Genomic DNA, 26172 nt, shown 5'->3' on the forward strand with positions numbered 1-26172 from the left:
TAATCTTGGAATTCAGCTTGACCTTTTTCAGCCAATACTTTTGTGATTGCTGCAGTTAATGTAGTTTTACCATGGTCAACGTGACCGATAGTACCAATGTTAACATGTGGTTTAGTACGTTCAAATTTAGCTTTTGCCATTTTAAATTGTCCTCCCGGATAATTATTGTAATATGTTAATTCAAAAACGAATTAGCCGTTTTTCTTTGCTTGAATTTCTTCAGCAATTTTCTTAGGCACTTCTTCGTAATGGTCAAATGTCATGGAGTAGTTACCACGACCTTGAGTTTTGGAACGAAGATCAGTTGCGTAACCGAACATTTCACTCAATGGAACGTATGCTTTGATGTGTTGGTTGCCGTTGCGAGCTTCCATACCATCCATACGGCCACGACGAGAGTTCAAGTCGCCGATTACGTCGCCCATGTATTCTTCAGGAACATCTACTTCTACGGACATGTAAGGTTCAAGTAATGCTGGGTCAGCTTTACGAGCGCCTTCTTTGAAGCCCATGGAACCTGCAATTTTGAAGGCCATTTCGTTGGAGTCAACGTCATGGTAGGAACCATCGAATACAATAACTTTAATGTCAACCATAGGGAAGCCAGCAATTACGCCAGTTTCCATAGCTTCTTTAACACCGTTCTCAACAGGTCCGATGTATTCACGAGGAATCGCACCACCTACGACTTTGTTTTCGAACTCGAAGCCAGCGCCTGGTTCTTGTGGAATAATTTCCAACCAGCAGTGACCATATTGACCACGACCACCGGATTGACGTACAAATTTACCTTCAGCTTTAACAGCTTTTTTGATAGTTTCGCGATACGCTACTTGAGGTTTACCTACGTTAGCTTCAACCTTAAATTCACGATTCATACGGTCAACAATAATATCCAAGTGAAGTTCACCCATACCGGAGATGATAGTTTGACCTGTTTCTTCGTCTGTACGAACTTTGAAAGTAGGATCTTCTTCTGCCAAACGAGCAAGAGCAGCACCCATTTTTTCTTGGTCCGCTTTAGTTTTAGGTTCTACAGCTACGGAGATAACTGGTTCTGGGAATTCCATGGATTCAAGGATTACAGGATTTTTTTCATCACACAATGTGTCGCCTGTTGTAGTATCCTTCAAGCCAACCGCCGCAGCGATGTCACCAGCGTATACTTTTTCGATTTCTTTACGTTCATTCGCATGCATTTGAAGGATACGGCCGATACGTTCTTTTTTACCTTTAGTGGAGTTGAAAACGTAAGAACCGGATTCCAATTGACCGGAATAAACGCGGAAGAAAGCTAATTTACCAACATAAGGGTCAGCCATGATTTTGAATGCCAATGCGGAGAATGGTTCTTCATCGGAAGAAGGACGAGTTATTTCTTCTTCAGTATCAGGATTAACACCTTTGATGGCAGCGATGTCAGTTGGAGCTGGCATGTAATCAATTACAGCATCCAATAACATTTGTACGCCTTTGTTTTTATAGGAAGAACCGCAAAGAACTGGGAACAATTCGTTAGCAATAACTGCTTTACGCAATGCTGCTTTCAATTCTTCCACAGAAATTTCTTCACCTTCCAAGTATTTCATCATGATTTCATCGTCTGTTTCAGCGATAGCATCAATCATCATTTCGCGACGTTCATTCGCTACTTCTACATACTCAGCAGGGATATCAGTAATTTCAAATTCTTTACCGTCATCACTAATGTAAATTTCGGCTTTCATAGTCATCAAGTCGATGATGCCTTTGAAAGTATCTTCTGCACCGATAGGAACTTGGATAGCCATTGCGTTAGCACCTAGGCGTTCTTTCATCATGTCTACAACACGGAAGAAATCAGCACCTACAGTATCCATCTTATTTACATAAGCGATACGAGGTACGCCATAAGTAGTAGCTTGGCGCCATACTGTTTCAGATTGTGGCTCAACGCCACCTTTAGCACTGAATACAGCTACGGAACCGTCAAGTACACGCAAAGAACGTTCTACTTCTACAGTAAAGTCAACGTGACCAGGAGTATCGATGATGTTGATACGATGCTCTTTCCATTGACAAGTTGTCGCAGCAGAAGTGATTGTGATACCACGTTCTTGTTCTTGCGCCATCCAGTCCATGGTAGCAGCGCCTTCATGAACTTCACCGATCTTGTATACGCGACCTGTGTAGTAGAGGATACGTTCTGTAGTTGTTGTTTTACCAGCATCAATGTGGGCCATGATACCGATATTACGAGTTTTTTCTAATGAAAATTCTCTTGCCACAGTTATTAACTCCTCTTCTTATTACCAACGATAATGAGCAAATGCTTTATTAGCTTCTGCCATTTTATGAGTGTCTTCTTTTTTCTTGATAGCAGCGCCTGCATTATTGAAAGCGTCCATCAATTCGCCTGCCAAACGTTCTTTCATAGTACGTTCGCCACGAAGACGAGCATAGTTTACCATCCAGCGAATGCCCAAGGATAAACGACGGTCAGAGCGCACTTCAACCGGTACTTGGTAGTTAGCACCACCAATACGACGAGCACGAACTTCTAATACAGGCATTACATTTTTCAAAGCCTGATCAAAAACTTCTATTGGGTCTTGACCCATTTTGGAACGAATAATTTCAAATGCATCATATACGATAGTTTCGGCAATACCTTTTTTACCATCGTACATAACTTTGTTAATGAAACGTGTAACTAATTTAGAGTTGTACACCGGATCTGGAAGTACATCACGTTTCGGAACAGGGCCTTTTCTTGGCATGTTCAATTCCTCCTTTATGTATGATGTGAGTTTACTTTGTCAGTTTTAGGAAGCTAAATTATTTTTTAGCTCTTTTAGCGCCATATTTGGAGCGGCTTTGCATACGGTTTTGTACGCCAGCTGTATCCAATGCACCACGAACAATGTGATAACGCACACCTGGAAGGTCTTTTACACGACCGCCTCTGATAAGTACAACACTGTGTTCTTGTAAATTGTGACCAATGCCTGGGATGTAAGCAGTTACTTCAATACCATTTGTCAAACGTACACGGGCAACTTTACGAAGCGCGGAGTTAGGTTTTTTAGGAGTAGCTGTATACACACGAGTACAAACACCACGTTTTTGTGGGCTGTCTTGCAACGCTGGAGCTGTAGATTTTTTAGTCAAGCTTTCGCGACCTTTGCGTACTAGCTGATTGATTGTTGGCATTAGGGCACCTCCTTTCCGAATTTGAGATTTATAATTGATCTGCCTAGCAAATGCCATTCAGATATTACCAAGTTAACGTAACACGCCTACGGCCGTCGCCTTAACTTTGATGCGACACGCACGTCCTAGCGCATCCATTGAGTGCTCTTCATCCACCGGGATGTTGTATTCTTCACACAACGTTCTTACAGGTGTCGTAACTCGTTCGTCGCTATCGTTTGCTAGATACACCAGTTTGACTTCGCCTCTAGCGACAGATTTCTGAGTCTGCTTAGCACCGATCGTTTTTTTCAACGAATGTAGATGTTCGATTTCCATAGGAACTCTCCTTCTGTAACATGCAGAACAGGCATACCTGTCCTCAAGCACTATCACAGTATACCAATTACACCCCTAGGTGTCAACAGATTTCATTCCTCAATTCCGCACAAAATGTGCATTCTTTATGTACACGCTTTCGTGTGTCTCAAAAGCACTTCATCTAAGTAAATTTTTATTTCTTTTATGCATTTTATTTTGCATATTTTGTATTTTTACTCATTTTTTACAATTCTTTTACGTAAAAATCAACCCATTATTGCGAAATTGGCATAATAGTCTCATTTATGTTATAATTGTAATGCCAAACAATTGTTTGCAAAAATTTTTTCAGAATGATTTTTCAGAATGAAAGGAGATTAACTTAGTGATCAAATTAATCAAACAACACTCTACTTTTAATCCACCTGTAATTCTAGCAAGTTTATTGTTAGTCTTATTTTTAAGCATTACAAGCCTCATTATACCAACCAAATTTCAAGAAACTTTATTTGCCTTCCGTGAATTTGTTTCCGTCAATTTTGGTTGGTTTTATATTTTAACGGTCGGTATATTCTTAATATTTATTATATTTCTTGCCCTAAGCACCTTAGGTGATATTAAACTTGGTCTTGATGATGAAGAACCAGAATTCTCCTTCACTTCATGGTTAGCTATGTTATTCGCTGCTGGTACTGGTGTTGGTCTCATGTTCTTTGGCGTATCAGAGCCCTTGTCACATCTCAAATCTGATGTCACCTTAGTTGATGGTGTTCATTCCGCACAACAGGCCGTATTTTTAGCAATGTTCCACTGGGGTCTTAACGCTTGGACTGTATATGGTATTATGGCACTAGCCCTCGCCTATTTTGGTTTCCGTTATAAATTGCCACTATCTTTACGATCCTGTTTCTATCCTATATTAAAAGATAAATTAAATGGAGGATTTGGACACGCTGTAGATGCCATCGCCCTTATCGTTACGGTTTTCGGTATCATGACTACACTCGGCTTTGGTGCCGCCCAACTAGGCGCGGGGCTAGAGCATCTTTCTGTAATAAATAGCAATAATCTATTAGTACAGATCATCCTAGTTGTTGCGCTTATGTCCATTGCCGTTCTTTCAGCAATCTCTGGCGTCGGCAAAGGTGTCAAAATCATTAGTGAAATCAATGTAGTCTTAGCTTTGTTATTTATGCTATTTGTATTATTTGCTGGTCCCACTCTTCATATTTTACAAGCCTTTGTAGACAACTTTGGCTATTATCTTGCTCACATTGTAACTACCGGTTTCGATACCTATGCCTACGAACCACAAAACCAAGAATGGTTTAATAATTGGACTGTTCTGTTCTGGGCATGGTGGTTATCTTGGACGCCATTCGTAGGCTTATTTATTGCTCGTATTTCAAAAGGACGTACAATTCGAGAATTTATCTTTGGTGTGCTTGTGATCCCTACTATATTTACTATAGTATGGTTCAGCATCTTTGGTAATACAGGTATTTTCATTGATAATACAGTCGCAAATGGTGCACTCAATCAGTTAACTGGTACTCCTGAAAAATTACTCTTTGCATTTTTAGATTACTTACCCGCCTCTTCCATTAGTAGCACCTTAGCTTGTTTAATCCTAGGTTTATTCTTTATTACGTCTGCCGATTCTGGCATTTATGTATTAAATAATATTGCTACAGAAGACAAAAGCAAATCCATTCCTAAATGGCAGTGCATCATGTGGGGCCTTATTATGGTCATCATTACAATTAGCCTATTGAGTGTAGGCGGATTAGATGCACTACAATCTGTTACGTTAATTATGTCATTACCATTCGGTATATTACTATTGATTATGTGTTACAGTTTATGGCGTGGTTTGATGCATGATGAAGCTTATTTTAGTACAGATACACATGTAACAGCACAATATTGGGATAGCAAAAATTGGAAACGTGGATTATCTAAGATACTTAATCAAACGACCCAAGCCGATATTTTGCAATTCTTAAAATATACTGCACTCCCTGCTATGTACCAAGTCAGCCATGAGTTAACAGAAGAATATGGTTTTAAAACCACACTCAATCGAGACTTCCATGAAGAAGATGCTTTCTGTGAAATCTGTATCGAAATCGAAAATATGAGAAACTATACATACGGTATCAAAGCGGTAAAAAAAGAAATCTCAGAGCATATGATCGATGATAGTAGTCTTCCACATATCCAAGATTCTGAAACAGTAATACCTATGACATACTTCTCAGATGGCCGGGCCGGTTACGATGTACAATATATGACTCGCGATGATTTAATTATGGATATCATCAAGAACTACGAACGTTATCTTTCTCTATTAGATGAAGTCGGTGCAGAAATGATGGCTCACGATCAAGAAGAGTTAGGAGAGTAACTCTTCTCCATAATTTGGTTGAAAGAGCAGACATAACACTATAATTTATGATCTAATTTCATACGAAAAGGGATTGAAACCATAATCAGCATGTCCTAGCTGTTGGATTCAATCCCTTTTTCTTATCTATAAGTAAAAAGGAACAGCACCGGAGCACCATTCCTTTTTATTGTAGTCATATTGTAATATAGTTCCTCACAGCAAATGATGCGAGTGTTCACGGCACGCTACTTAGGACTAACACATAAGTCACTAGTAAAGTCCACACTATATATACTATATTAATGCCTTATTCTATTCTTGTTCTGCGTCATCCGCAAGTACGTCGATGATTTCAGGTACTTTTTTAACTACTTCAATTTTACGATAACGACTCATCCCAGTACCGGCAGGAATCAATTTACCGATGATAACGTTTTCTTTCAAACCAAGCAATGGATCGATTTTACCCTTGATGGCAGCATCTGTAAGAACACGAGTTGTTTCTTGGAAGGATGCAGCGGACAAGAAGCTATCTGTTGCCAACGCCGCTTTGGTAATACCAAGCAATGTGCGATGACCAGTAGCATTTTCGCGACCATTCATTGTCAAACGACGGTTTTCTTCGTCGAAAGTATTTACATCAATCATATCGCCAGGAAGCATATCTGCATCGCCAGCTGTTTCAATTTTGATTCTATGAAGCATTTGACGAACAATAACTTCGATATGTTTATCATTGATTTCTACACCTTGCGATTTGTATACTTTTTGAACTTCGTATACCAAGTAACGTTGTGTAGCCTCTGTACCCATTACGCGCATAATGTCATGAGGGTTGACGGAACCTTCTGTTAGGCGTGTGCCCAATGCAACTACGTCGCCATCTTTCACGATGATACGGGAACCATAAGGGATGAGGTAATCCATTTCAATACCATCTTGGCCAGTGATGAAGATTGTGTTTGTACCTTTTTTATTGTCATTAGGTACAACGCGAACTACACCTTCATTTTCAGCGATAATGGCATTACGTTTTGGCTTACGTGCTTCGAACAATTCTTCGACACGAGGCAAACCTTGTGTAATATCGTCACCGGCAACACCGCCTGTATGGAACGTACGCATTGTCAACTGTGTACCAGGTTCACCGATGGATTGAGCGGCAATGATACCAACTGCTTCACCGACTTGAACTTGGTTACCAGTACCCAAGTCGCGACCATAACATTTACGACAAACGCCATAAGGGGAACGACAAGTCAATACGGAACGGATTTTAACTGTTTCATAGTGTTTTACTACTTCATTAGCCAACGCGTCTGTAATTTCACCGTTCAATGGAACGATAACTTCGCCAGTTTCTTTGTTCACTAATTCTTCCGCAGCAATACGGCCTACGATACGGTCTTTTAATGGTTCGATAATACCAGTACCTTCAACGATAGCTTCCACTTCGATACCATGGATTTCATTGTTGTGTACTTGTACTTCTTTTACATCACTGCGAAGAATAACTTCAATACCTTCTTCTGTCAATTGAGTATGTGCAGGGAAGATTTCATTACCTTCGCTATCCACAACAGCATTTACAGTGTCTTTATGCAACATGTTTTGAACCATTGTGTCTTTCAATGTTTGACGGATGCTATCATCACTTTCACCAAGGATGATTTTTTGAACCAAGTTTGTATGGTTGATATCGCTATCAGAACCCAAGTGAACACCACGCAATGCGATGGATGTTACTTTGGATGCAGCAATGTCCTCTAAGGATTGTTCATCAAGAATTGTTTCTGCAGGCACCATCAATTCACCAGTTTCTGCATTCACAACATCTTTATCAAGAACGCGGCCCAATAATTTATCTTTCAACAAATCAAGCGCTTGGCGAGCATTTGTTGCCAAACGAGCACGTTCACGAACTAAATCGATACCTACGATATCACAGTCATCTTCACGAACGATAACGTCTTGAGATACGTCAACAAGACGACGTGTTAAGTAACCGGAATCGGCTGTACGGAGTGCTGTATCGGCCAAACCTTTACGCGCACCATGAGAAGATGTGAAGTAATCAAGTACTGTCAAACCTTCTTTAAAGTTTGCTTTGATTGGCAAGTCAATGATACGACCAGATGGATCGGCCATCAAACCACGCATACCGGCAAGCTGACGGATCTGGTTTTTATTACCACGGGCACCAGAGATAGCCATCATATAAATTGGATTGAAGCCATCTTTATCGATTGCCATGTTATCCATCATAGCATCAGTAACGTCTTCTGTTGCTTGCGTCCACAATTGGATAGTTTTACGATAGCGTTCTTCTTCGGTAATCAAACCACGACGGTATAAACGAGATACTTTTTCTACTTCTTCGTCTGCCGTATCAAGTACCGAAGTTTTGATTTCTGGTACTTTAATATCAGCAATCGCTACGGTCATACCAGCGCGACGAGCGAAAGAGTAACCAAGGGATTTAATGCGGTCCAAGAGTTCCGCTGTTTTTTCGTTACCGAATAATTGGAAACATTGGTCAACTAAGTTACCAACAGTTTTCTTATCCATAACTTTACCCAAGGAATATGTACCATCTTCACGTTGTACGTATTGCCACAATTCAGGGAATAATGCATTGTTAAAGATTAAACGACCAGCAGTAGTTTCTACACGGCCATGCTCAGGCAAACGGATGTACAAGATATCTTGCAAACCGATAACCTTAGCTTCGTATGCCAACATAACTTCATCGAAGTTAGCGAATACTTTAGCTTTATCTTTTGTATCTTCACGTACTACGGTTAGGTAGTATGTACCCAAAATCATATCCTGAGATGGAACCGCTACAGGTTTACCATCTTTTGTGGACAAAATGTTATGAGATGAAAGCATCAAAGTACGAGCTTCTGCTTGCGCTTCTACGGACAATGGTAAGTGACACGCCATTTGGTCACCGTCAAAGTCGGCGTTGAATGCAGTACATACTAATGGATGCAATTTGATAGCACGGCCTTCCCAAAGAATTGGTTCGAAGGCTTGGATACCAAGTCTATGAAGTGTAGGGGCACGGTTCAAGAGAACTGGATGTTCTTTGATTACTTCTTCCAATGCTTCCCAAACACCATTACCAAGCCGCTCTACTTGACGTTTAGCGGCTTTGATATTGCTTGCTACACCAACTTCTACCAAACGTTTCATTACGAAAGGTTTGAATAATTCCAATGCCATTTCTTTTGGCAAACCGCATTGGTGCATTTTTAATTCTGGACCAACTACGATTACAGAACGACCGGAGTAGTCAACACGTTTACCTAGTAGGTTTTGACGGAAACGCCCTTGTTTACCTTTTAACATGTCGGACAAGGATTTCAACGGACGATTACCTGGGCCAGTAACTGGACGACCACGACGACCATTATCCATCAAAGCATCTACTGCTTCTTGTAACATACGTTTTTCATTACGAACGATGATATCAGGCGCACCTAAATCAAGTAAACGTTTCAAACGATTGTTACGGTTGATAACACGACGATATAAATCATTAAGGTCAGATGTGGCAAAACGACCGCCATCCAATTGAACCATAGGGCGAAGTTCAGGTGGGATAACTGGTACTATATCCATAATCATCCATTCAGGACGGTTACCAGATTGACGGAACGCTTCCACCACTTCTAAACGACGAACGGCACGGATTTTACGTTGACCGCTTGCAGTTTCTAATTCTTCGCGAAGTTCAGCATTTAATTGTTCCAAATCAAGCTCGGACAATAATGCTTTGATTGCTTCTGCACCCATATCGATACATACGAAGATCATGTCTTCTAAAGCACCTAGTTCATAGCGTTCTTCTCGAGTTAATTCTTCGTATTTTTTATCTGCTTCTGGGATTGTTGCATCTTCTTGTAATGCAGCATTGTAACGTTCTTTACGTTGTGCTTCGCGTACGATAGCCAAACGTTCTGCACGTTGGGATACCGTTTCAATCGTTACATCTTTGCCACCAATTTTGTAGCCTTCTTCATTAAATTGCGCTTCGTATTCGCGGAATTCTTGTTCTGAAAGCAATTGACGTTTCATCAATGGGCTACCAGCTGGGTCTACAACGATGTAGGATGCAAAGTACAATACGCGTTCTAAAGAGCGTGGGGATACGTCAAGAATCAATCCCATACGGGATGGGATACCCTTGAAGTACCAAATGTGAGATACAGGAGTAGCTAATTGAATATGCCCCATACGTTCACGACGAACTTTTGCACGAGTTACTTCAACGCCACATTTATCACAGACTACGCCTTTATGACGGATACGTTTATATTTACCGCAGTGACATTCCCAGTCCTTTGTTGGTCCAAAAATGCGTTCACAGAATAGACCATCACGTTCTGGCTTTAACGTACGATAGTTAATAGTTTCAGGTTTTTTTACTTCCCCGTGGGACCAAGCTAAAATTTGATCTGGAGAGGCTAAACCGATTCGCATGGAATCGAATTCATTTACGTCTAGCACTAATATCGCTCCCTTCTTTATTGATATTTATCAGTCTTCATCTTGAGAGGATAGACCCATAGGGAATGCTAATTCACTAAGAACATCGTCTTCTTCGCCAGCATTTACTACTTCTGGTTCTTCAAGATCTACCACATTAGCATCTGCAGCTTCCGCATCAGTTGTAATGGATTCACCACCCATAACTTCTTCAATGCCACCTTCTACATCTACTACTTCATCTTCGTCATCAAGTTCTTTGATAACCACTTCTTCTTGATCTTCGTTCAAGATTTTTACATCAAGACCGATACTTTGAAGTTCTTTGAGCAATACTTTAAAGGATTCAGGTACGCCTGGTTCAGGAATATTTTCACCTTTAACGATTTTTTCATATGCTTTTACACGACCTACTACATCGTCAGACTTAACTGTAAGTAATTCTTGCAAAGTATATGCTGCCCCGTAGGCTTCAAGAGCCCACACTTCCATTTCCCCGAAACGTTGACCACCGAATTGAGCTTTACCCCCCAATGGTTGTTGTGTAACGAGGGAGTACGGACCAGTGGAACGGGCATGGATTTTATCATCAACCAAATGATGGAGTTTCAACATGTATACGTAACCAACAGTAACTCGGTTATCCATTGGTTCACCAGTACGACCATCGTACAATACAGTTTTACCGTCATCAGAACGCCCTGCAATATCAAGAGTTTCGAATACATCGGCTTCATGTGCACCGTCAAATACAGGTGTAGCGATATGAATACCAGCTACGTCTGGTTTTGGCATGCCATATTGATCAAAATCATAGCCAAGGCCTTCTAATTCTTTGCGGATTTCTACACGTTTCACACGAGCTTGCTCGATATTGTTCAATGTAGTTTCCACTTTGCGCAATGCTGCTAATTCTTCTACCAATTCTGGTTCCATTTCTGGAGCATCTTCTTCATTGTCGAAGTATTCAATATGCAATGCATGATATTTATTTTCTATTGCTTTCAATTCGTCGAAACGAGCTTGACCGCCTAGGGCTTCTAGTTGTTTTTCAGCAGCAGCTTTTACAAGATCAAGAATTTCTTCTTTCAATGCGCCTACTTTTTCGTCGATATCAAAATGTGCAGTTGTTACATCTGTTGCAGCTTTTGCTTGCAATACATCAATTTCTGCATATAAATCTTTGATTTTAGCGATTTGATTCCAATATGCGTCATCAGTTTTAGCTTCTTTCAATACGGATTTGATATGAAGATCAGTTTCCTTAATTTTCATACCTAAGCCTTGAACAGCCCAACCCAAATGAGTTTCAAGAACCTGACCGATATTCATACGAGAAGGTACGCCCAATGGGTTCAATACGATTTGAACTGGAGTACCATCTGGTAAGAACGGCATATCTTCTTTACGCATTACACGAGAAACGACACCTTTGTTACCATGACGGCCGGCCATTTTATCGCCTTCGTGAATTTTACGTTTTTGTGCAATGTAAACACGAACTAATTTGTTAACACCTGGTTGTAATTCATCGCCATTTTCGCGAGTAAATACTTTTACGTCAACGATTTTACCAGATTCACCATGTGGTACACGCAAGGATGTATCACGTACTTCACGTTCTTTGTCACCAAAGATAGCACGAAGCAAGCGTTCTTCTGGAGTTAATTCAGTTTCACCTTTTGGTGTAGCTTTACCGACGAGGATATCGCCAGGTTTAACTTCTGCACCGATGCAAATGATACCATCCGCATCAAGGTTTTTAAGAGTGTCATCACCAGTGTTAGGCAATTCACGAGTGATTTCTTCGGCACCTAGTTTAGTGTCGCGCGCATCACATTCGTACTCTTCAATATGGATAGATGTATAAATATCTTCTTTACAAAGATCTTCAGACAACAAAATCGCATCTTCGTAGTTATAACCTTCCCAAGGCATGAACGCCACAAGTACGTTATAGCCCAATGCTAATTCACCACCGTCAGTAGCAGGACCGTCGGCCAACACTTGGCCTTTTACAACATGGTCACCACGGTTAACAATTGGTTTTTGGTTAAAGCATGTAGATTGGTTAGAACGAAGGAATTTATTTAATTTGTATTGATCAACACGACCATCGCTATCGCGAAGTACGTGAATTTCATTACCCCAACAACGAACAACTTTACCGGATTCTTTTGCCAATACGCAAACACCGGAGTCAGTCGCTGCTGTGTATTCCATGCCAGTACCTACTAAAGGAGCTTGTGCACGTAACAATGGTACCGCTTGACGCTGCATGTTCGCACCCATCAAGGCACGGTTCGCATCATCGTTTTCAAGGAATGGAATCATAGCTGTACCAATGGATACAACTTCTTTAGGACTAACGTCCATGTAGTCTACTTTATCAGGAGTTACTTCCAATACGTCATGACCACGACGACAAGCGATATGTTCACTAGCGAAATAGCCTTCTTCATCAAGACGGGAGTTAGCTTGGGCAATTGTCATACTTTCTTCTTCATCAGCTGTCATGTATACTACATTGTCAGATACACGAACTTTGATAACTTTGTTTGCATCAGCACCTTCGCCATAGATTTTTTCTACACGACGATATGGCGCTTCAATGAAACCAAATTCATTAACTTTCGCATAGTTAGACAAGGAGTTAATCAAACCGATGTTAGGACCTTCTGGAGTTTCGATTGGACACATACGACCATAATGGGAATGATGCACGTCACGAACTTCGAAGCCTGCACGCTCACGAGACAAACCACCAGGGCCAAGAGCAGACAAACGACGTTTGTGAGTCAATTCAGCTAATGGGTTAGTTTGGTCCATGAACTGGGACAACTGGGAAGAACCAAAGAATTCTTTAATAGCTGCCACTACAGGACGGATATTGATTAACGCTTGAGGCGTAATAGATTCAGTTTCTTGGATTGTCATACGTTCACGTACAACACGTTCCATACGAGTTAAACCAATACGGAATTGGTTTTGCAACAATTCACCAACGCAACGAAGACGACGGTTACCCAAATGGTCAATATCATCTGTATGGCCAACGCTATCCATCAAATTCAACAAGTAGGATACGTTAGCGATCATATCTTCGCGAGTCACTGTGCGATGTTCAAATGGCAAATTAATGTTATTACAAATAACTTTAGATTCTGTACCTTCATTATTTACAATATAGAATTCTGCAAAACCTTCGCCAGCGAATACTTTGCTATCTTCTACGATTTGTAATTGGTCTTCGTTTACTGTTACGCCAGCATCAAGTACTAATTCGCCTGTTTCAGCATCAACGATTGGTTGCGCCAATGTTTGGCCCAGCATACGTTGTTTCCAACCCAATTTTTTGTTTAATTTATAACGACCTACACGAGCTAAATCATAACGACGAGGGTCGAAGAATAAATTGTCGAACAAGTTACGAGCACTTTCAACAGTAGGAGGCTCGCCTGGACGCAATTTTTTGTAGATTTCTACTAATGCTTCTTCTGCAGAAGTAGTAGCGTCTTTTTCTAATGTACGTACAAGACGTTCATCATAGATTGGTAAACCGTCTTCGTCAGTTTGGCCATTCCAGAACAAATCAAGAATACTTTCATTCGTATCCCAACCAAGGGCACGAACCAACACTGTTACTGGTAATTTACGGTTACGGTCGATACGAACAGCCACGATTTCACTAGCGTCAGTTTCTAACTCGATCCACGCACCACGGTTAGGAATAACTGTAGAATCATAGAGACGGTTACCCATAGTATCGATTTCTTTACCATAGTATACGCCAGGGGAACGCACCAATTGGGAGACGATAACACGTTCCGCACCATTGATGATGAAAGTCCCAGTGTCTGTCATGAGTGGGAAATCACCCATGAACACTTCTTGCTCTTTAATATCCATGTTTTCAGGATCATTATTTTGCAAGCGGATGTTCACGCGAAGTGGTGCTGCATATGTAGCATCACGGTTTTTACACTCATTAATATCATACTTAGGTTCCCCTAATCTAAAGCCTTCAAAAGAAAGCACTAAATTGCCTGAATTGTCTTTAATAGGAGAAATATCGTCAAAAATATTTTGTAAACCGCTCTCCAAGAACCATTCATACGATTTCCGTTGAATGTCCAATAAATGTGGCATTTTGATTACTTCGTTAATCTTTGCATAAGTATAACGCGTTCTCTTGCCTACCTGTTCAGGTTTGAACATATTAGCCTTCACCCCTTATCAATACATTGGTCTACCATATTTCTATAACGGTACGAAAAGACATCTTACAGGTCTCAGTTTTCCTGCCGAACAATGACAAATAAAGCAAGGGAACTCTCTTTTTCAAAAAATTCCTTGCTTTCCATTTTTCAGCACAACCTTGGAAGAAAACCTCATCACGAACTGAGTTATAGTTTTAAAACTCAAAAGCAGCATTCTCTACTTTAGCAATATATAATTTTACCACTAATCAGCAATGGAGTCAACCTATTATATATTCCTCCTACTGCCATCCTACTGCCAGTTGTAAAATACTTTTATATTATAATTTTACCAAATTTATAGGATGAGCCTCAACTCATATGCCATGATATCACCAAGCAGATACATCGCTGCTATATATAGACCCCTCTCCCCCGAATGTTTACTAACAAAAAAGAACACCTACCGCATAGTAACGGTGGGTGTTCCTTTATTATTAGTTGCCACTATTTTTTAAAACATCTTGACCTGCAATACCAGGTTTAGTCATTTCTTCAGGCGATAAAATATGATTCATTTCAGCTTCTGTGAGCAAGCCACGTTCCAAAATGATGTCGCGGATAGCACGATTTTCATTGTATGCTTCTTTTGCAAGATCAGAACATACTTCGTATCCCAAATGAGGTAACAAAGCAGTTACAATACCTACGGAACGGTTCAACCAGTAAGCACATTGGTCACGGTCTACTTCAAGGTCTACAAGTAAACGATCAACAAATGTATTTACGCCATTTTTCAAGTAGCACATATTATTGAACAAATTGTATGCTAATACTGGTTCCATTACGTTCAATTCGAATTGACCATTTTCAACCGCCAATGTAATTGTCAAATCATTCCCGCATACTTGATAACATACTTGGTTCAAAACCTCGGCAATAACTGGATTAACTTTGCCTGGCATAATGGAGGATCCCGGTTGGCGAGGAGGTAATTTTAATTCCCCAATGCCACAACGAGGACCAGATGCCATAAACCGGAAGTCATTAGCCATTTTAATTAACACAAGAGCCGTAACTTTCATACCGCTAGAAATATCAGCAAAAATGTCTGTGTTATTGGTTGCATCAATCAAATTCTCTGCTGTATAGAATGGTTCGCCTACCACTTCGCTGAGTTCATAGGCTACATCATGAATATAGGATGGTTCAGCATTGAGGCCTGTACCAACAGCAGTCGCGCCCATATTGATAACGTGAGCACCTTCCATAGCGGATTTAATACGTTTAATACCACGACGGATACCGGATGCATAGGCCCCCATTTCTTGACCTAATGTAATAGGTACCGCATCTTGCAAATGTGTACGTCCCATTTTTAAGATTGTACTATATTCATCAGCTTTCTTTTCTAATTCGTCAACTAAACGTTGTAAGGAATCAATGAGTGGTTTACTTTTAATGATAGCACACACTTTAATGGCTGTTGGGAATGCATCGTTTGTAGATTGAGCCATGTTAACATGATTGTTTGGGTTAATAATGTCATAGCTTCCCTTTGGATGCCCCATAATTTCAAGACCGCGATTGGCTAATACTTCATTCATGTTCATATTGAGGGATGTACCAGCACCGCCTTGAATCGGATCTACCGGAAATTGATCAGCCAATTTGCCTGCAATAACGTCATCAGCTGCATCTACAATCGCTTTACCGATGGACACATTGAGACGACCTGTTTTCATATTCGCCATAGCTGCCGCTTTCTTAACCATCGCTAGGGATTTTATGAAATCTGGATCGATATGTTTACCAGTAATATGAAAGTTTTCTAACGCACGAATAGTTTGTACACCATAATACAACTCATCAGCTACTTCTAATTCACCTAAAAAATCGTGTTCTTTTCTCATCATAGTCCTCGCTTATATCATTTAAGATCTAACAACGGTTTCCTAGTTATATGTATGAGAACTTTCATCATATAAAAATTTCGCCTAGGAAATCATCCAGTTAGGGAATACATTTTATGCATATTCTGCATTTCTTGTATAGAGTATATCATGTATACAAGATACAAAGATAGAATATTCGAAAGAATATAGAATATATTTTACTTACTCACTGGATAGAGCCAATTACCACTTACACTCGTAAGAAAATATATACAAATATATAACCATCACTATCTTATGATAGCCTCTACCTAGGATTCAGCGTATAATGAACAAGTATGTATTAGTAGTATTAACAAATAAATGGCTTTCATTGAATCTGTGCGTAACATAATATAACTACACATGTACATGATGCACTCCAGAAATTCACATACATTCAATGAAGCCTCAAAAGAAAGTTCCCATGAGATTAACATCACCACAGAATAGTTCTATACCTCTCCCTTCTTTGCTAGGACTCATTACGTTCCTCAGCTATGTATTTTTCAATGCTCACCTACCGCTAACGGATCCAGTAGAAACCAATTATGCCCTCACGGCAAAGGAAATGGTACTTCATAATGATTGGCTATCCCCAACTATTTACGGAAATTATTGGTATGACAAGCCCATCTTCACCTATTGGATGATTATGGTATCCTTCAAACTATTCGGCATATCCGATTTTGCCGCCCGTCTACCAGGTACACTCGCCTCAACAGCTTCAGTGATTGCCATGTATTACAGTGCCCAGTCATTGTTCAAGAGCAAAACATTAGGAATCTATGCAGCTGGTATATTAGCTTTTACCTTGGAATTCTTCTACATTGGTCACGCCGTTGTAACCGATGGATTTCTCCTTTTATTTTCCATCGGCATATTCGCCTTGAGTTACAAAGGTCTCACCAAGGAAAATGAGCGTGCCATCATCGGTGCCTACTGCTGTGCCGCCCTTGGCGTACTCACTAAAGGACCTGTCGCCATCGTACTTCCAGGGCTTATTGCACTTATTTATATTGGTATGCGTTGGTTGCTCTATCGAAAATCTCCACTAGTACCACTCAAACAGCTCACGTCTTGGAAAGGAATTCTCGTATTCCTCATTATTGCATCCCCTTGGTACATCGCCATGTACATGACACATGGCATGAATTTCATCAATGGATTTCTAGGCCTCCAAAATGTTGGGCGTGCCCTTATATCAGAGCATCCAAAATATAATGTGTGGTATTTCTATTTAGGAATCACACCAATTTTACTCTTACCCTGGACGCCACTCATCATATATCAAACCATCAAAAACAAATGGACCGACTCAACCAATCAATTCGGCATAATCTGGTTTCTAGTAGTGTTCCTATTTTATTCCCTCGTAGCCACCAAATATATTACATATACCTTTATCGGTATCATCCCGCTCATTCTGTGGGCCGCCCGTGGTATGGAGAATATAGTGGTAGTTGGTTCTTACAAATTAAAACTATGGCTTCTTTGGATTCCTATTGACTTTTTATTCCTCGCAGCCATAATTGGCAGCTATTATGATGATGCCATTCCATCACACCGAATTATCGGGGCTTTCATCATCAGCCATGGTATTTGGTTCCTGATGAAAGTAACAAAAAATAAATCTATCCAAATCTTGTGTACCAAACTAGATAACATTTACAACAGTCGTATTGATGCAACCATTGTGAAAGGATTCATCACAGTTCTCGTATTATTTATCGGCATCAGTATCAGCGTATCATCTGTACTTTATAAATCATCGGGGCTACCCGTAGCTCAGTATGTGTCAGAAAGTAATCGCCCCATTTATACATACGGCATCTACTACACCTCCCTTGTATACTATACAGATAAGACACCGACATTTGTGACCGTTCCAACTCACGATGATGTCCGTTGGACGAAGGGGAAAAATATTATGCCTAATATCTCTGAAGATGAACTTGCAAAAAATTTAGGCACAGGTCATACACCTATTATGATTGTAGTACCCCACAAATTCTATGATGAATTCGAAATATCGCCACTGGCTAAATTCGTCACCGGTAGCGAGGCTATAGAGTTTGGATACATTATGTATGTAAATTAAATTCTCTTCTACAACAAATAGTTTCACTATATATCCAACAAATAAGCACCTAACATGTATAGACCCGCTAATTGGTTTATCCATACATGTTAGGTGCTCATTTTATATGATTTCTATTTATACAAAAAGGCCCGTACCTAAGTACGAGCCTAATAGTTGTAATTGGGTTAGAATTATTTCAATTCTACGGAAGCACCAGCTTCTTCCAATTGAGCTTTCAAAGCTTCAGCAGCTTCAGTAGCTACGCCTTCTTTAACAGCAGTAGGAGCGCCGTCAACGATAGCTTTAGCTTCTTTCAAGCCAAGACCAGTTGCTTCACGAACAACTTTGATTACGTTGATTTTGGAAGCGCCAGCGTCTTTCAAGATAACGTCGAAGCTATCTTTAGCTGCGCCAGCAGCTTCGCCACCAGCAGCTGCTACAGCTACAGGAGCTGCTGCAGTTACGCCAAATTCTTCTTCAATTGCTTTTACAAGATCGTTAAGTTCAAGGATAGTTGCTTCTTTTAATTCAGCAACGATGTTTTCAATGTTCAATGCCATTTTAGATTTCCTCCATATAATTATTTGGATATGATGTTAGCTTAACTAGCCAACATATTGTTTGTACAGATTATTCTGCAGCTACAGGTTCTTTTTCTGCAACAGCTTTTACAGCGTATGCAACGTTGCGAACTGGAGCTTGAAGTACGGAAAGAAGCATGGAAAGCATACCTTCGCGGTTTGGCAAGTTAGCGATAACTTTGATACCAGCTGCGTCCATAACTTCGCCTTCAACGATACCAGCTTTAACAGTTACAACTTCTTTTTCTGTTTCTTTAATGAATTTTTCAATGATACGAGCTGGTGCTACTGCATCTTCTTTAGAAGAAGCCAACGCAGTTGGACCTTCAAGATGTTCAGTAAAGCCTTCAAGACCTAATTCATTTGCAGCAATACGAGTCAAAGTATTTTTGATTACTTTGTATTCAACGCCTTCCGCTAAGAAACGACGACGAAGATCAGTTGCTTGAGCAACTGTCAATCCAGAGTAACCAACCAATACAGCGCCTTTTGCTTCAGAAAGAGTATCTTTCATTTGAGCAACGATTGCTTGTTTTTGTTCAGTGACAGCCATTAGATTACCTCCTTATAGATTTTTTGGTGCTCTATGTACTATCTTAGCGTAAAAACGACCCCATTGCGCGCAATGAGGTCATAACTAGTCCTAGTAAAGTCTAGTGTCAGCCTCAGCGGGCGGATTAACATCCATTATACATACCAGCCATCTACAGCTAAGAGACATATCAAATTATTGTTCTTTGGATACTGCGCTCAATTTGAACACGTTCAAAGGAACACCAGGGCCCATAGTAGCAGCCAAAGTTACAGTTTTGATGTATTGGCCTTTTGCAGCTACTGGTTTAGCCTTGATAATAGTATCAACGATTGTACGGTAGTTGTCAAGTAATTTTTGATCATCGAAAGAAGCTTTACCGATGGAGCAAGAAATGATACCTGCTTTATCAGTACGGTATTCAATTTTACCAGCTTTAATTTCGTTAACCGCACGAGTCACGTCTAGAGTTACAGTACCAACCTTAGGGTTTGGCATTAAGCCTTTTGGACCCAAGATTTTACCAAGTTTACCAACTTGACCCATCATGTCTGGAGTTGCTACAACAACATCGAAGTCGCTCCAGCCACCTTGAATTTTAGCTACCAATTCTTCGGAGCCTACGAAATCTGCACCAGCAGCTTCCGCTTCTTGAATTTTTTCGCCTTTAGCAAATACGAGTACGCGTTTAGTTTTGCCTGTACCATGTGGCAATACTACGGCACCACGAACTTGTTGATCAGCGTATTTAGGATCGACGTTCAAGTTAAAAGCGATTTCAATTGTTTCGTCGAATTTAGCAGTTGCAGTTTTCTTAACTAGCTCAATTGCTTCCACTGGCTCATAGAATTTACCAGCTTCGATAAGTTTTACTGCTTCAGCGTATTTCTTACCTACTTTTGCCATTATATAATCCTCCTTATGTGGTCTAACGGGAATTCCCTCCCACCGATATGTGCATGACCGCACATGTCGTACGCTTATTAGTCAACGATTTCAATGCCCATGCTGCGAGCAGTACCTTCTACCATGCGCATACCTTGTTCTACGGTATTTGCATTCAAGTCAGGCATTTTCAATTCAGCAATCTCACGAACTTTATCGCGACCTACTTTAGCTACTTTATCACGGTTAGGTACACCAGATCCTTTTGGGATACCTGCAGCTTTTTTCAAAAGAACTGCAGCTGGTGGAGTTTTAGTGATGAAGTCGAAGCTTCTATCTTCATAAACTGAGATAACAACAGGAATAACCAAACCTGCTTGTTTCGCAGTACGTTCATTAAATTCCTTTACGAATGCCATGATGTTGACACCAGCTTGACCAAGTGCAGGGCCGATTGGTGGCGCTGGACTCGCTTTAGCTGCTTCACACTGTAGCTTTACTTGTTTAATTAATTTTTTAGCCATGGTGTGTACACCTCCTATGCTTATACTGTGGTGGTAACGGATCAATATCCTCCCACTGGCAAACAAAAGCGTCTGCCGCTTTTAGAGTTATATGTATATATTAAAGAGTTTTCTCGATTTGAGAGAACTCTACCTCTACTAAGGTATCTCTGTTGAACATATCCACATTAAGTTTCAATGTTCCTTTTTCAGGGTTGATTTCAGTAATAACACCCAGTCTATCTTCAAAGGCACCGGATGTAATGCGTACCGTTTCACCAACCTCAACGTCAACATTGATGGTTGGTTTCTTATCGAAGCCCTGAGACTTAAGTATATATTCTACTTCGGAATCAGAAAGTGGAACAGGTTTTGTAGCAGAGCCTACAAAGCCAGTTACGCCTGGTGTGTTACGAACAACATACCAAGAGCGATCGTTAACTTCCATTTCAACCAATACATACCCAGGGAAAATTTTACGTTTAACTACTTTTTTAACGCCATCTTTTTCATCGATTTCGTCTTCCAATGGAACTAGAATGCGACTAATTACATCTTGTAGACCCATCGATTGAACCTTAAGTTCCAAGGTGGTTTTTACTTTATTTTCGTAGCCTGAATAGGTATGGATTACATACCACTTCTTATCTGCTTCCATGTAATGGCCCCCTATCCAACAAAGTGCAAGAACGTATTAAATAGTTGGGCGAAAATCGCGTCAACTACAGAAATAAGCGCTGCAATAAAGATTGTTACTACAAACACCACGATCGTGTAGTTAATAAGCTCTTTTTTTGTTGGCCAGACTACTTTTTTTAGTTCAGCTTTCACACCGCGGAAAAATTTACCAAGTCCTCCACGTTGTTGCACTGCTGAGTTAGATCCTGCCATTTTTTCACATCCTTAAATCAACAGGTTGAATGATAAGAATTATTTTGTTTCACGGTGTAATGTATGTTTACCGCAGAATTTGCAATATTTCATCATTTCAATACGATCAGGATTGTTCTTTTTATTTTTGTTCGTTTGATAATTACGTTGTTTGCAATCTGTGCAAGCCATTGTTACTGCATTACGCATCCGGACACACCTCACTTTATTATTAACTGAAAGTACTTAAATATAATCAACTAACCGGTCGACTACATACTAATATAATTTAGCACAATGTCAATCCAATGTCAATGTTTTTAAGCAACTCAAAAAAGTCAGGCAACTGTCGCCTGACAGATGTAAGTATAGCAGAATCAGTTCCTACTGTCTAGACATTTTATGGTTATGTTATCACTCATAAAATGTATGTTCCATTAGCTTATGTTTAGATTCCATTAGCTCATGAATTTTATCTTCCATCGACCTAGCACTCACTAATTCAGAAACTACACATACAATAGATGCACCAGCATCAAATACAGATTGTATAGTATTAGTCTTTATTCCACCTATGGCGACAAACGGCAACTGACTATGCTGCCTTGCATACTGTACATATTCAAGGCCGACTGCTGATGCATTTGGTTTTGTTTTGGTGGTGAAAACAGGGCCTACTCCAATATAATCAATGCAATCCACTAGCGCATTGGCCCGTTCTAATTGTTCAATACTATGCGTAGACAATCCAATAATCGCCTTTGGCCCCAATAGTTTACGTACTTGTTCTGGAGGCAAATCGTCTTGCCCAATATGAACTCCATCGGCCTTAACAGCTAATGCTAAATCTACAAAATCATCAATTAACAACAATGCGCCATAATCATATGTTAATTTCCGTAACGTTAAACATTCTTTATAGCGTTCCAAACCGGTGGTTTCCTTTTCACGATATTGCACAACCCGTATACCAGACTCAAGCATATCTCGAACTATGTCATATACAGTCCTATGGGGTGCATCTTTTTTCGACGTAATTCCATAAATCGGAACATGCTGAAATGCTTCTAAAAATTTATGCTTAGTATGTGTACTCATAGAACCTCTTCAATCCAAATTCTTTAATACATGGGATAATACAATATCCGCCTGCTTGGCAGCCGCTATTGTGACACGAGGTGCTAATGGTACTTCCTGCTTAATATCACGAGTTTCATCCCCGACAATATAACAATTATAGCTTAAACATCTTGTAATAATCTCATCACTATGTCCGAATCCTGCGATACCAGAAGCCATAATACGGCAACGCTTATCATTATGAAAAGCCTCATAAAACATCTGCTTAGCTATAGTACTATCAAAAGCCTCCACCAATACATGTGCATCTGAAAACAATTCTTGTATATTATTTTCATTTACCCGCTGATGATAGAATTCAACAGATATATCTGGATTTACCCGACGAAGTACCTCTAGTAAAGCCTCAACCTTTGGTATTCCAATTTGATGTATAAAATAATGCTGCCTATTAAGATTACTAGGCTCAACTACATCACAATCAACAATAATAAAATTTCTAAATCCACAACGTGCTAGCATAATAGCACAATTAGAGCCTAGTCCACCACACCCGGCAATTCCAATGACAGTATTACGAATAGCCTCCAGTGCTTCTTGTGAATAATATCGTTCTAGTCCTATTTCAAACTCATTAAGAGATCGCAACGTGTAGTTGCGTGTTACTTTTACCATTGTTGCCAATCCTTATATATCGGTTGATATCCCATCGACTCGAGCATATGAGCCATGTCAGCTACTGAGCGATCATCGGATATAGTAAATTGATCCGAATCATCCCCACGAGTGTGCCCACCCACTGCAGTGGTAACACCAGCCGACATTTTCGTTACCCCCAAGCGCACCAAATGATTTCTCATATCTGCACTTTCACGGGAAGAAACGGTAATCCCGGCTCGCGGAAATGCTAATCGCAATGCCAAGATGTACTGTACCAAATCAATATCACGAACCATAAATTTAGGTGTATAACCGACCGCACAAGGTCGTATACGAGGCGTAGAAACGGCTAATTCTACATCTGGGTATATATCCATCAAGTATGACAAATGCATGCCTGTGTGCATTGCCTCCTTTCGCCACTCCGTAAGTCCCATCAATGCACCAATATTCACGGTACGAAGTCCAGCCTTACAAGCACGTTCAGGTGTGTCTACACGATATTCATAGAAACTCTTAGGACCATACGGATGCAATAGTTTATACATATGAGGATCATATGTTTCTTGGAACATTGTCATCCCATCTACACCAGCTTGTTTCAAAATGCCATATTCCTCTTCAGAAAGAGAGTAAATCTCTACACTTACACTAACAAATATATTTTTTAATACAGAAATAGCTTCTGCTATATACGATACAGGACTTTCTTTATAAGATTCCCCAGTCAACACCAATACATGTTGCAGGCCTGTTTCAGCTATGCGCAATCCTTCTTCACGTATTTCCTCCATTGATAATTTTAACCGATGAATATCACTGGTACGATTATACCCACAATATACACAACCATTTTCACAATAATTGGCAATATACATAGGTGTAAATAATTGCATGGTATAACCAAAATTGCGAAGCGACTCACGATGAGCACGCTCTGCCATCGGCTCTAAACAGTTCCTGGCTGCAGGAGACAATAAAGTTCCATAATCTTCTAAGGTGAGACGCTCTTTTTGTAATACTCGTTCCACATCACTAACAGATGTATTAAGGAAATGATATTGTAACGCACTATCATCATAATCTCGTAATACTTTTACAAATGACACGTTACTCACCAACCTTTCCCAAGAATCCCGTGAGTGGAGACGAAGCACTCCCCTCGCTTTGAACGATACCTAAGCCTGCTAGATAAGCTTGGCGACCAGCTATCACGGCATGACCAAAGGCCTCTGCCATTGTTACAGGATTAGGTGATGAAGCAATAGCCGTGTTCACCAATACAGCATCCACACCCATTTCCATGGCTTCTGCAGCTTCAGATGGTCTCCCAATTCCTGCATCCACAATGATAGGCACATCGATTTCATTAATTAAAATTTGAATTAGCCCTTTCGTTTCAAGTCCGCGATTGCTACCAATTGGCGCAGCTAACGGCATCACTGTAGCCGCTCCAGCCTCCACCAATCGCTGAGCACTCATTAAATCCGGACTCATGTATGGAAATACCAGAAATCCTTCTCGAGCCAACACCTCAGTAGCTTTAATGGTTTCTTCATTATTTGGCAACAAATAACGTTGATCCCGAATGACTTCTATTTTAATCAAATCGCCACAACCAAGCTCCCGGGCAATCCGGGCAATACGAATAGCCTCCTCTGCTGTTCGCGCCCCAGAAGTATTGGGCATAAGCGAACAATGTTGAGGTACATAATCTAGAATATTACCCGTTGTGGATCCCATATCAGCTCGGCGCAATGCCACCGTAACTATATCGGCTTGTGATGCTTCAATGGATGCCTTCATCGTATCGAATGAACCAAACTTGCCCGTTCCCACTAACAACCGACTACTAAATACATGGTTGCCGACGCGAAATTGATCTGTTATCATTTCAGCCACCTCCTACAAAGGTAACAATTTCCAACCGATCCGCTGCCGTTAACACAATTGTTTCATAGGCGTCACGACTCACCAATTCACCATTATATTCTACCGCTACAGGTTTATCTTTATATGCTGTGCTATATAAAAACTCTTTTAATGTACGCACCGACGTATTTACGCAAGCACCATTCACTTGAATATTCATTTCAGCCTCCAATGATAATCATTTATAGTAAGCCCCGTAAGAACACAAAAACACCGATTCCGTAGAATCGGTGTTCATATACACTCTATTGCTTCCTACGCGGGCATAATCCCGATCAGGTCCAAAGGTCAGGTACTCAAAGCCCTTTCTCAGTCCATAACATGGACTCCCTTGCATCTAATGTGTTTTATTTACTTGTACTGTCAGAAATTAACCTTCAACGATAGCTGTTACAACGCCAGCGCCTACTGTGTGTCCACCTTCACGAATCGCGAAACGAAGACCTTCTTCAACCGCGATTGGAGTGATTAATTCGATGTCCATAGTTACGTTATCGCCAGGCATACACATTTCTACACCTTCTGGAAGGTTTACAAC

At 40.4% G+C, this 26172-nt stretch carries 23 protein-coding genes and 1 riboswitch; of the genes, 2 read left to right on the top strand and 21 right to left on the bottom strand.

Translation table 11 applies throughout. The features are described from left to right. The 5 genes from RVY80_RS09795 to RVY80_RS09815 all read right to left on the bottom strand — a co-directional run. A partial coding sequence (locus RVY80_RS09795; RefSeq protein ID WP_317330481.1) for a GTP-binding protein occupies nucleotides 1-140 on the bottom strand: 140 nt, incomplete at its 3' end. A gap of 51 nt (nucleotides 141-191) precedes the next feature. Continuing rightward, nucleotides 192-2267, bottom strand: a complete 2076-nt coding sequence (gene fusA, locus RVY80_RS09800; RefSeq protein ID WP_317330471.1) for an elongation factor G — start codon at nucleotides 2265-2267, stop codon at nucleotides 192-194. A 21-nt stretch (nucleotides 2268-2288) separates the two neighbouring features. Then, on the bottom strand, nucleotides 2289-2759 hold the full coding sequence (gene rpsG, locus RVY80_RS09805; RefSeq protein WP_295187580.1) for a 30S ribosomal protein S7: 471 nt from the start codon (nucleotides 2757-2759) through the stop codon (nucleotides 2289-2291). Between the two features lie 58 nt (nucleotides 2760-2817). Next, on the bottom strand, nucleotides 2818-3192 hold the full coding sequence (rpsL, locus tag RVY80_RS09810; protein ID WP_295187578.1) for a 30S ribosomal protein S12: 375 nt from the start codon (nucleotides 3190-3192) through the stop codon (nucleotides 2818-2820). Nucleotides 3193-3264: 72 nt separating this feature from the next. After that, complete coding sequence (locus RVY80_RS09815; protein WP_295187576.1) at nucleotides 3265-3510, bottom strand: L7Ae/L30e/S12e/Gadd45 family ribosomal protein; 246 nt, start codon at nucleotides 3508-3510, stop codon at nucleotides 3265-3267. A gap of 367 nt (nucleotides 3511-3877) precedes the next feature. Between RVY80_RS09815 and RVY80_RS09820 the strand changes: the two genes are divergently transcribed. Then, nucleotides 3878-5899 (top strand): BCCT family transporter, encoded by a 2022-nt coding sequence (locus RVY80_RS09820; protein ID WP_317330472.1) that lies wholly within the window; start codon nucleotides 3878-3880, stop codon nucleotides 5897-5899. A gap of 294 nt (nucleotides 5900-6193) precedes the next feature. Here the strand turns inward: RVY80_RS09820 and rpoC are convergent, their stop codons facing one another. From rpoC to RVY80_RS09835, 3 genes are all read right to left on the bottom strand, one after another. Then, complete coding sequence (gene rpoC / locus RVY80_RS09825) at nucleotides 6194-10369, bottom strand: DNA-directed RNA polymerase subunit beta' (RefSeq protein ID WP_399416906.1); 4176 nt, start codon at nucleotides 10367-10369, stop codon at nucleotides 6194-6196. Nucleotides 10370-10426: 57 nt separating this feature from the next. Further along, entirely contained in the window at nucleotides 10427-14593 is a 4167-nt protein-coding gene (gene rpoB, locus RVY80_RS09830; protein WP_317330474.1) for a DNA-directed RNA polymerase subunit beta, read from the bottom strand. Between the two features lie 478 nt (nucleotides 14594-15071). Next, nucleotides 15072-16487, bottom strand: a complete 1416-nt coding sequence (locus RVY80_RS09835) for an aspartate ammonia-lyase (protein WP_310746108.1) — start codon at nucleotides 16485-16487, stop codon at nucleotides 15072-15074. Between the two features lie 448 nt (nucleotides 16488-16935). On the opposite strand from RVY80_RS09835, the gene RVY80_RS09840 reads away from it, so the two are divergent. Beyond that, nucleotides 16936-18609 carry an ArnT family glycosyltransferase gene (locus RVY80_RS09840; RefSeq protein WP_317330476.1) on the top strand — a complete coding sequence of 558 codons (1674 nt, stop codon included), beginning with the start codon at nucleotides 16936-16938 and terminating at the stop codon, nucleotides 18607-18609. A gap of 173 nt (nucleotides 18610-18782) precedes the next feature. Here the strand turns inward: RVY80_RS09840 and rplL are convergent, their stop codons facing one another. The 13 genes from rplL to RVY80_RS09905 all read right to left on the bottom strand — a co-directional run. Next, nucleotides 18783-19151: a 50S ribosomal protein L7/L12 gene (gene rplL, locus RVY80_RS09845; protein WP_295187564.1), complete on the bottom strand. Its 369-nt coding sequence runs from the start codon at nucleotides 19149-19151 to the stop codon at nucleotides 18783-18785. Between the two features lie 70 nt (nucleotides 19152-19221). Beyond that, nucleotides 19222-19725: a 50S ribosomal protein L10 gene (rplJ, locus tag RVY80_RS09850; RefSeq protein WP_295187562.1), complete on the bottom strand. Its 504-nt coding sequence runs from the start codon at nucleotides 19723-19725 to the stop codon at nucleotides 19222-19224. Nucleotides 19726-19899: 174 nt separating this feature from the next. Beyond that, nucleotides 19900-20610: a 50S ribosomal protein L1 gene (gene rplA / locus RVY80_RS09855; RefSeq protein ID WP_295187560.1), complete on the bottom strand. Its 711-nt coding sequence runs from the start codon at nucleotides 20608-20610 to the stop codon at nucleotides 19900-19902. A 77-nt stretch (nucleotides 20611-20687) separates the two neighbouring features. Next, nucleotides 20688-21113, bottom strand: a complete 426-nt coding sequence (gene rplK, locus RVY80_RS09860) for a 50S ribosomal protein L11 (protein WP_295187557.1) — start codon at nucleotides 21111-21113, stop codon at nucleotides 20688-20690. Nucleotides 21114-21213: 100 nt separating this feature from the next. Next, nucleotides 21214-21750: a transcription termination/antitermination protein NusG gene (gene nusG, locus RVY80_RS09865; RefSeq protein ID WP_317330477.1), complete on the bottom strand. Its 537-nt coding sequence runs from the start codon at nucleotides 21748-21750 to the stop codon at nucleotides 21214-21216. Between the two features lie 11 nt (nucleotides 21751-21761). Further along, entirely contained in the window at nucleotides 21762-21983 is a 222-nt protein-coding gene (gene secE, locus RVY80_RS09870; RefSeq protein ID WP_295187552.1) for a preprotein translocase subunit SecE, read from the bottom strand. Between the two features lie 39 nt (nucleotides 21984-22022). Further along, a complete protein-coding gene (gene rpmG, locus RVY80_RS09875) occupies nucleotides 22023-22172 on the bottom strand; it encodes a 50S ribosomal protein L33 (protein ID WP_115310793.1) in 150 nt (49 codons plus the stop codon). A 204-nt stretch (nucleotides 22173-22376) separates the two neighbouring features. Next, nucleotides 22377-23060 carry a thiamine phosphate synthase gene (gene thiE, locus RVY80_RS09880; protein WP_295187549.1) on the bottom strand — a complete coding sequence of 228 codons (684 nt, stop codon included), beginning with the start codon at nucleotides 23058-23060 and terminating at the stop codon, nucleotides 22377-22379. Nucleotides 23061-23069: 9 nt separating this feature from the next. Beyond that, complete coding sequence (gene thiF / locus RVY80_RS09885) at nucleotides 23070-23717, bottom strand: sulfur carrier protein ThiS adenylyltransferase ThiF (RefSeq protein ID WP_295193433.1); 648 nt, start codon at nucleotides 23715-23717, stop codon at nucleotides 23070-23072. Next, nucleotides 23711-24811 (bottom strand): 2-iminoacetate synthase ThiH, encoded by a 1101-nt coding sequence (gene thiH / locus RVY80_RS09890; RefSeq protein WP_295193432.1) that lies wholly within the window; start codon nucleotides 24809-24811, stop codon nucleotides 23711-23713. The genes thiF and thiH overlap by 7 nt, the downstream gene beginning before the upstream one ends. Nucleotide 24812: 1 nt before the next feature. Continuing rightward, nucleotides 24813-25595: a thiazole synthase gene (locus tag RVY80_RS09895; RefSeq protein ID WP_295187540.1), complete on the bottom strand. Its 783-nt coding sequence runs from the start codon at nucleotides 25593-25595 to the stop codon at nucleotides 24813-24815. 1 nt (nucleotide 25596) lies between these two features. Continuing rightward, nucleotides 25597-25794, bottom strand: coding sequence for a sulfur carrier protein ThiS (gene thiS, locus RVY80_RS09900; protein ID WP_295187539.1), 198 nt, complete (start codon nucleotides 25792-25794; stop codon nucleotides 25597-25599). A 75-nt stretch (nucleotides 25795-25869) separates the two neighbouring features. After that, nucleotides 25870-25977, bottom strand: a riboswitch (TPP riboswitch). A gap of 27 nt (nucleotides 25978-26004) precedes the next feature. Continuing rightward, the coding region (locus tag RVY80_RS09905; RefSeq protein WP_459350124.1) for an EF-Tu C-terminal domain-related protein at nucleotides 26005-26172 on the bottom strand (168 nt) is incomplete at its 5' end.

Origin of the sequence: Veillonella absiana, from assembly GCF_032970865.1 — a bacterium.
Lineage (GTDB): Bacteria > Bacillota > Negativicutes > Veillonellales > Veillonellaceae > Veillonella > Veillonella absiana.

Coding starts and splice junctions, on each gene's coding strand:
- RVY80_RS09835 (WP_310746108.1), bottom strand. CDS start 16,487: ATGAGAAAAGAACACGATTTTTTAGGTGAATTAGAAGTAGCTGATGAG.
- rpmG (WP_115310793.1), bottom strand. CDS start 22,172: ATGCGTAATGCAGTAACAATGGCTTGCACAGATTGCAAACAACGTAAT.
- nusG (WP_317330477.1), bottom strand. CDS start 21,750: ATGGAAGCAGATAAGAAGTGGTATGTAATCCATACCTATTCAGGCTAC.
- thiF (WP_295193433.1), bottom strand. CDS start 23,717: ATGGTAAAAGTAACACGCAACTACACGTTGCGATCTCTTAATGAGTTT.
- RVY80_RS09895 (WP_295187540.1), bottom strand. CDS start 25,595: ATGATAACAGATCAATTTCGCGTCGGCAACCATGTATTTAGTAGTCGG.
- rpsG (WP_295187580.1), bottom strand. CDS start 2,759: ATGCCAAGAAAAGGCCCTGTTCCGAAACGTGATGTACTTCCAGATCCG.
- thiE (WP_295187549.1), bottom strand. CDS start 23,060: ATGAGTACACATACTAAGCATAAATTTTTAGAAGCATTTCAGCATGTT.
- RVY80_RS09840 (WP_317330476.1), top strand. CDS start 16,936: ATGAGATTAACATCACCACAGAATAGTTCTATACCTCTCCCTTCTTTG.
- rplL (WP_295187564.1), bottom strand. CDS start 19,151: ATGGCATTGAACATTGAAAACATCGTTGCTGAATTAAAAGAAGCAACT.
- rplK (WP_295187557.1), bottom strand. CDS start 21,113: ATGGCTAAAAAATTAATTAAACAAGTAAAGCTACAGTGTGAAGCAGCT.
- thiS (WP_295187539.1), bottom strand. CDS start 25,794: ATGAATATTCAAGTGAATGGTGCTTGCGTAAATACGTCGGTGCGTACA.
- rplA (WP_295187560.1), bottom strand. CDS start 20,610: ATGGCAAAAGTAGGTAAGAAATACGCTGAAGCAGTAAAACTTATCGAA.
- rpoC (WP_399416906.1), bottom strand. CDS start 10,369: ATGCGAATCGGTTTAGCCTCTCCAGATCAAATTTTAGCTTGGTCCCAC.
- rpoB (WP_317330474.1), bottom strand. CDS start 14,593: ATGTTCAAACCTGAACAGGTAGGCAAGAGAACGCGTTATACTTATGCA.
- rplJ (WP_295187562.1), bottom strand. CDS start 19,725: ATGGCTGTCACTGAACAAAAACAAGCAATCGTTGCTCAAATGAAAGAT.
- rpsL (WP_295187578.1), bottom strand. CDS start 3,192: ATGCCAACAATCAATCAGCTAGTACGCAAAGGTCGCGAAAGCTTGACT.
- secE (WP_295187552.1), bottom strand. CDS start 21,983: ATGGCAGGATCTAACTCAGCAGTGCAACAACGTGGAGGACTTGGTAAA.
- RVY80_RS09815 (WP_295187576.1), bottom strand. CDS start 3,510: ATGGAAATCGAACATCTACATTCGTTGAAAAAAACGATCGGTGCTAAG.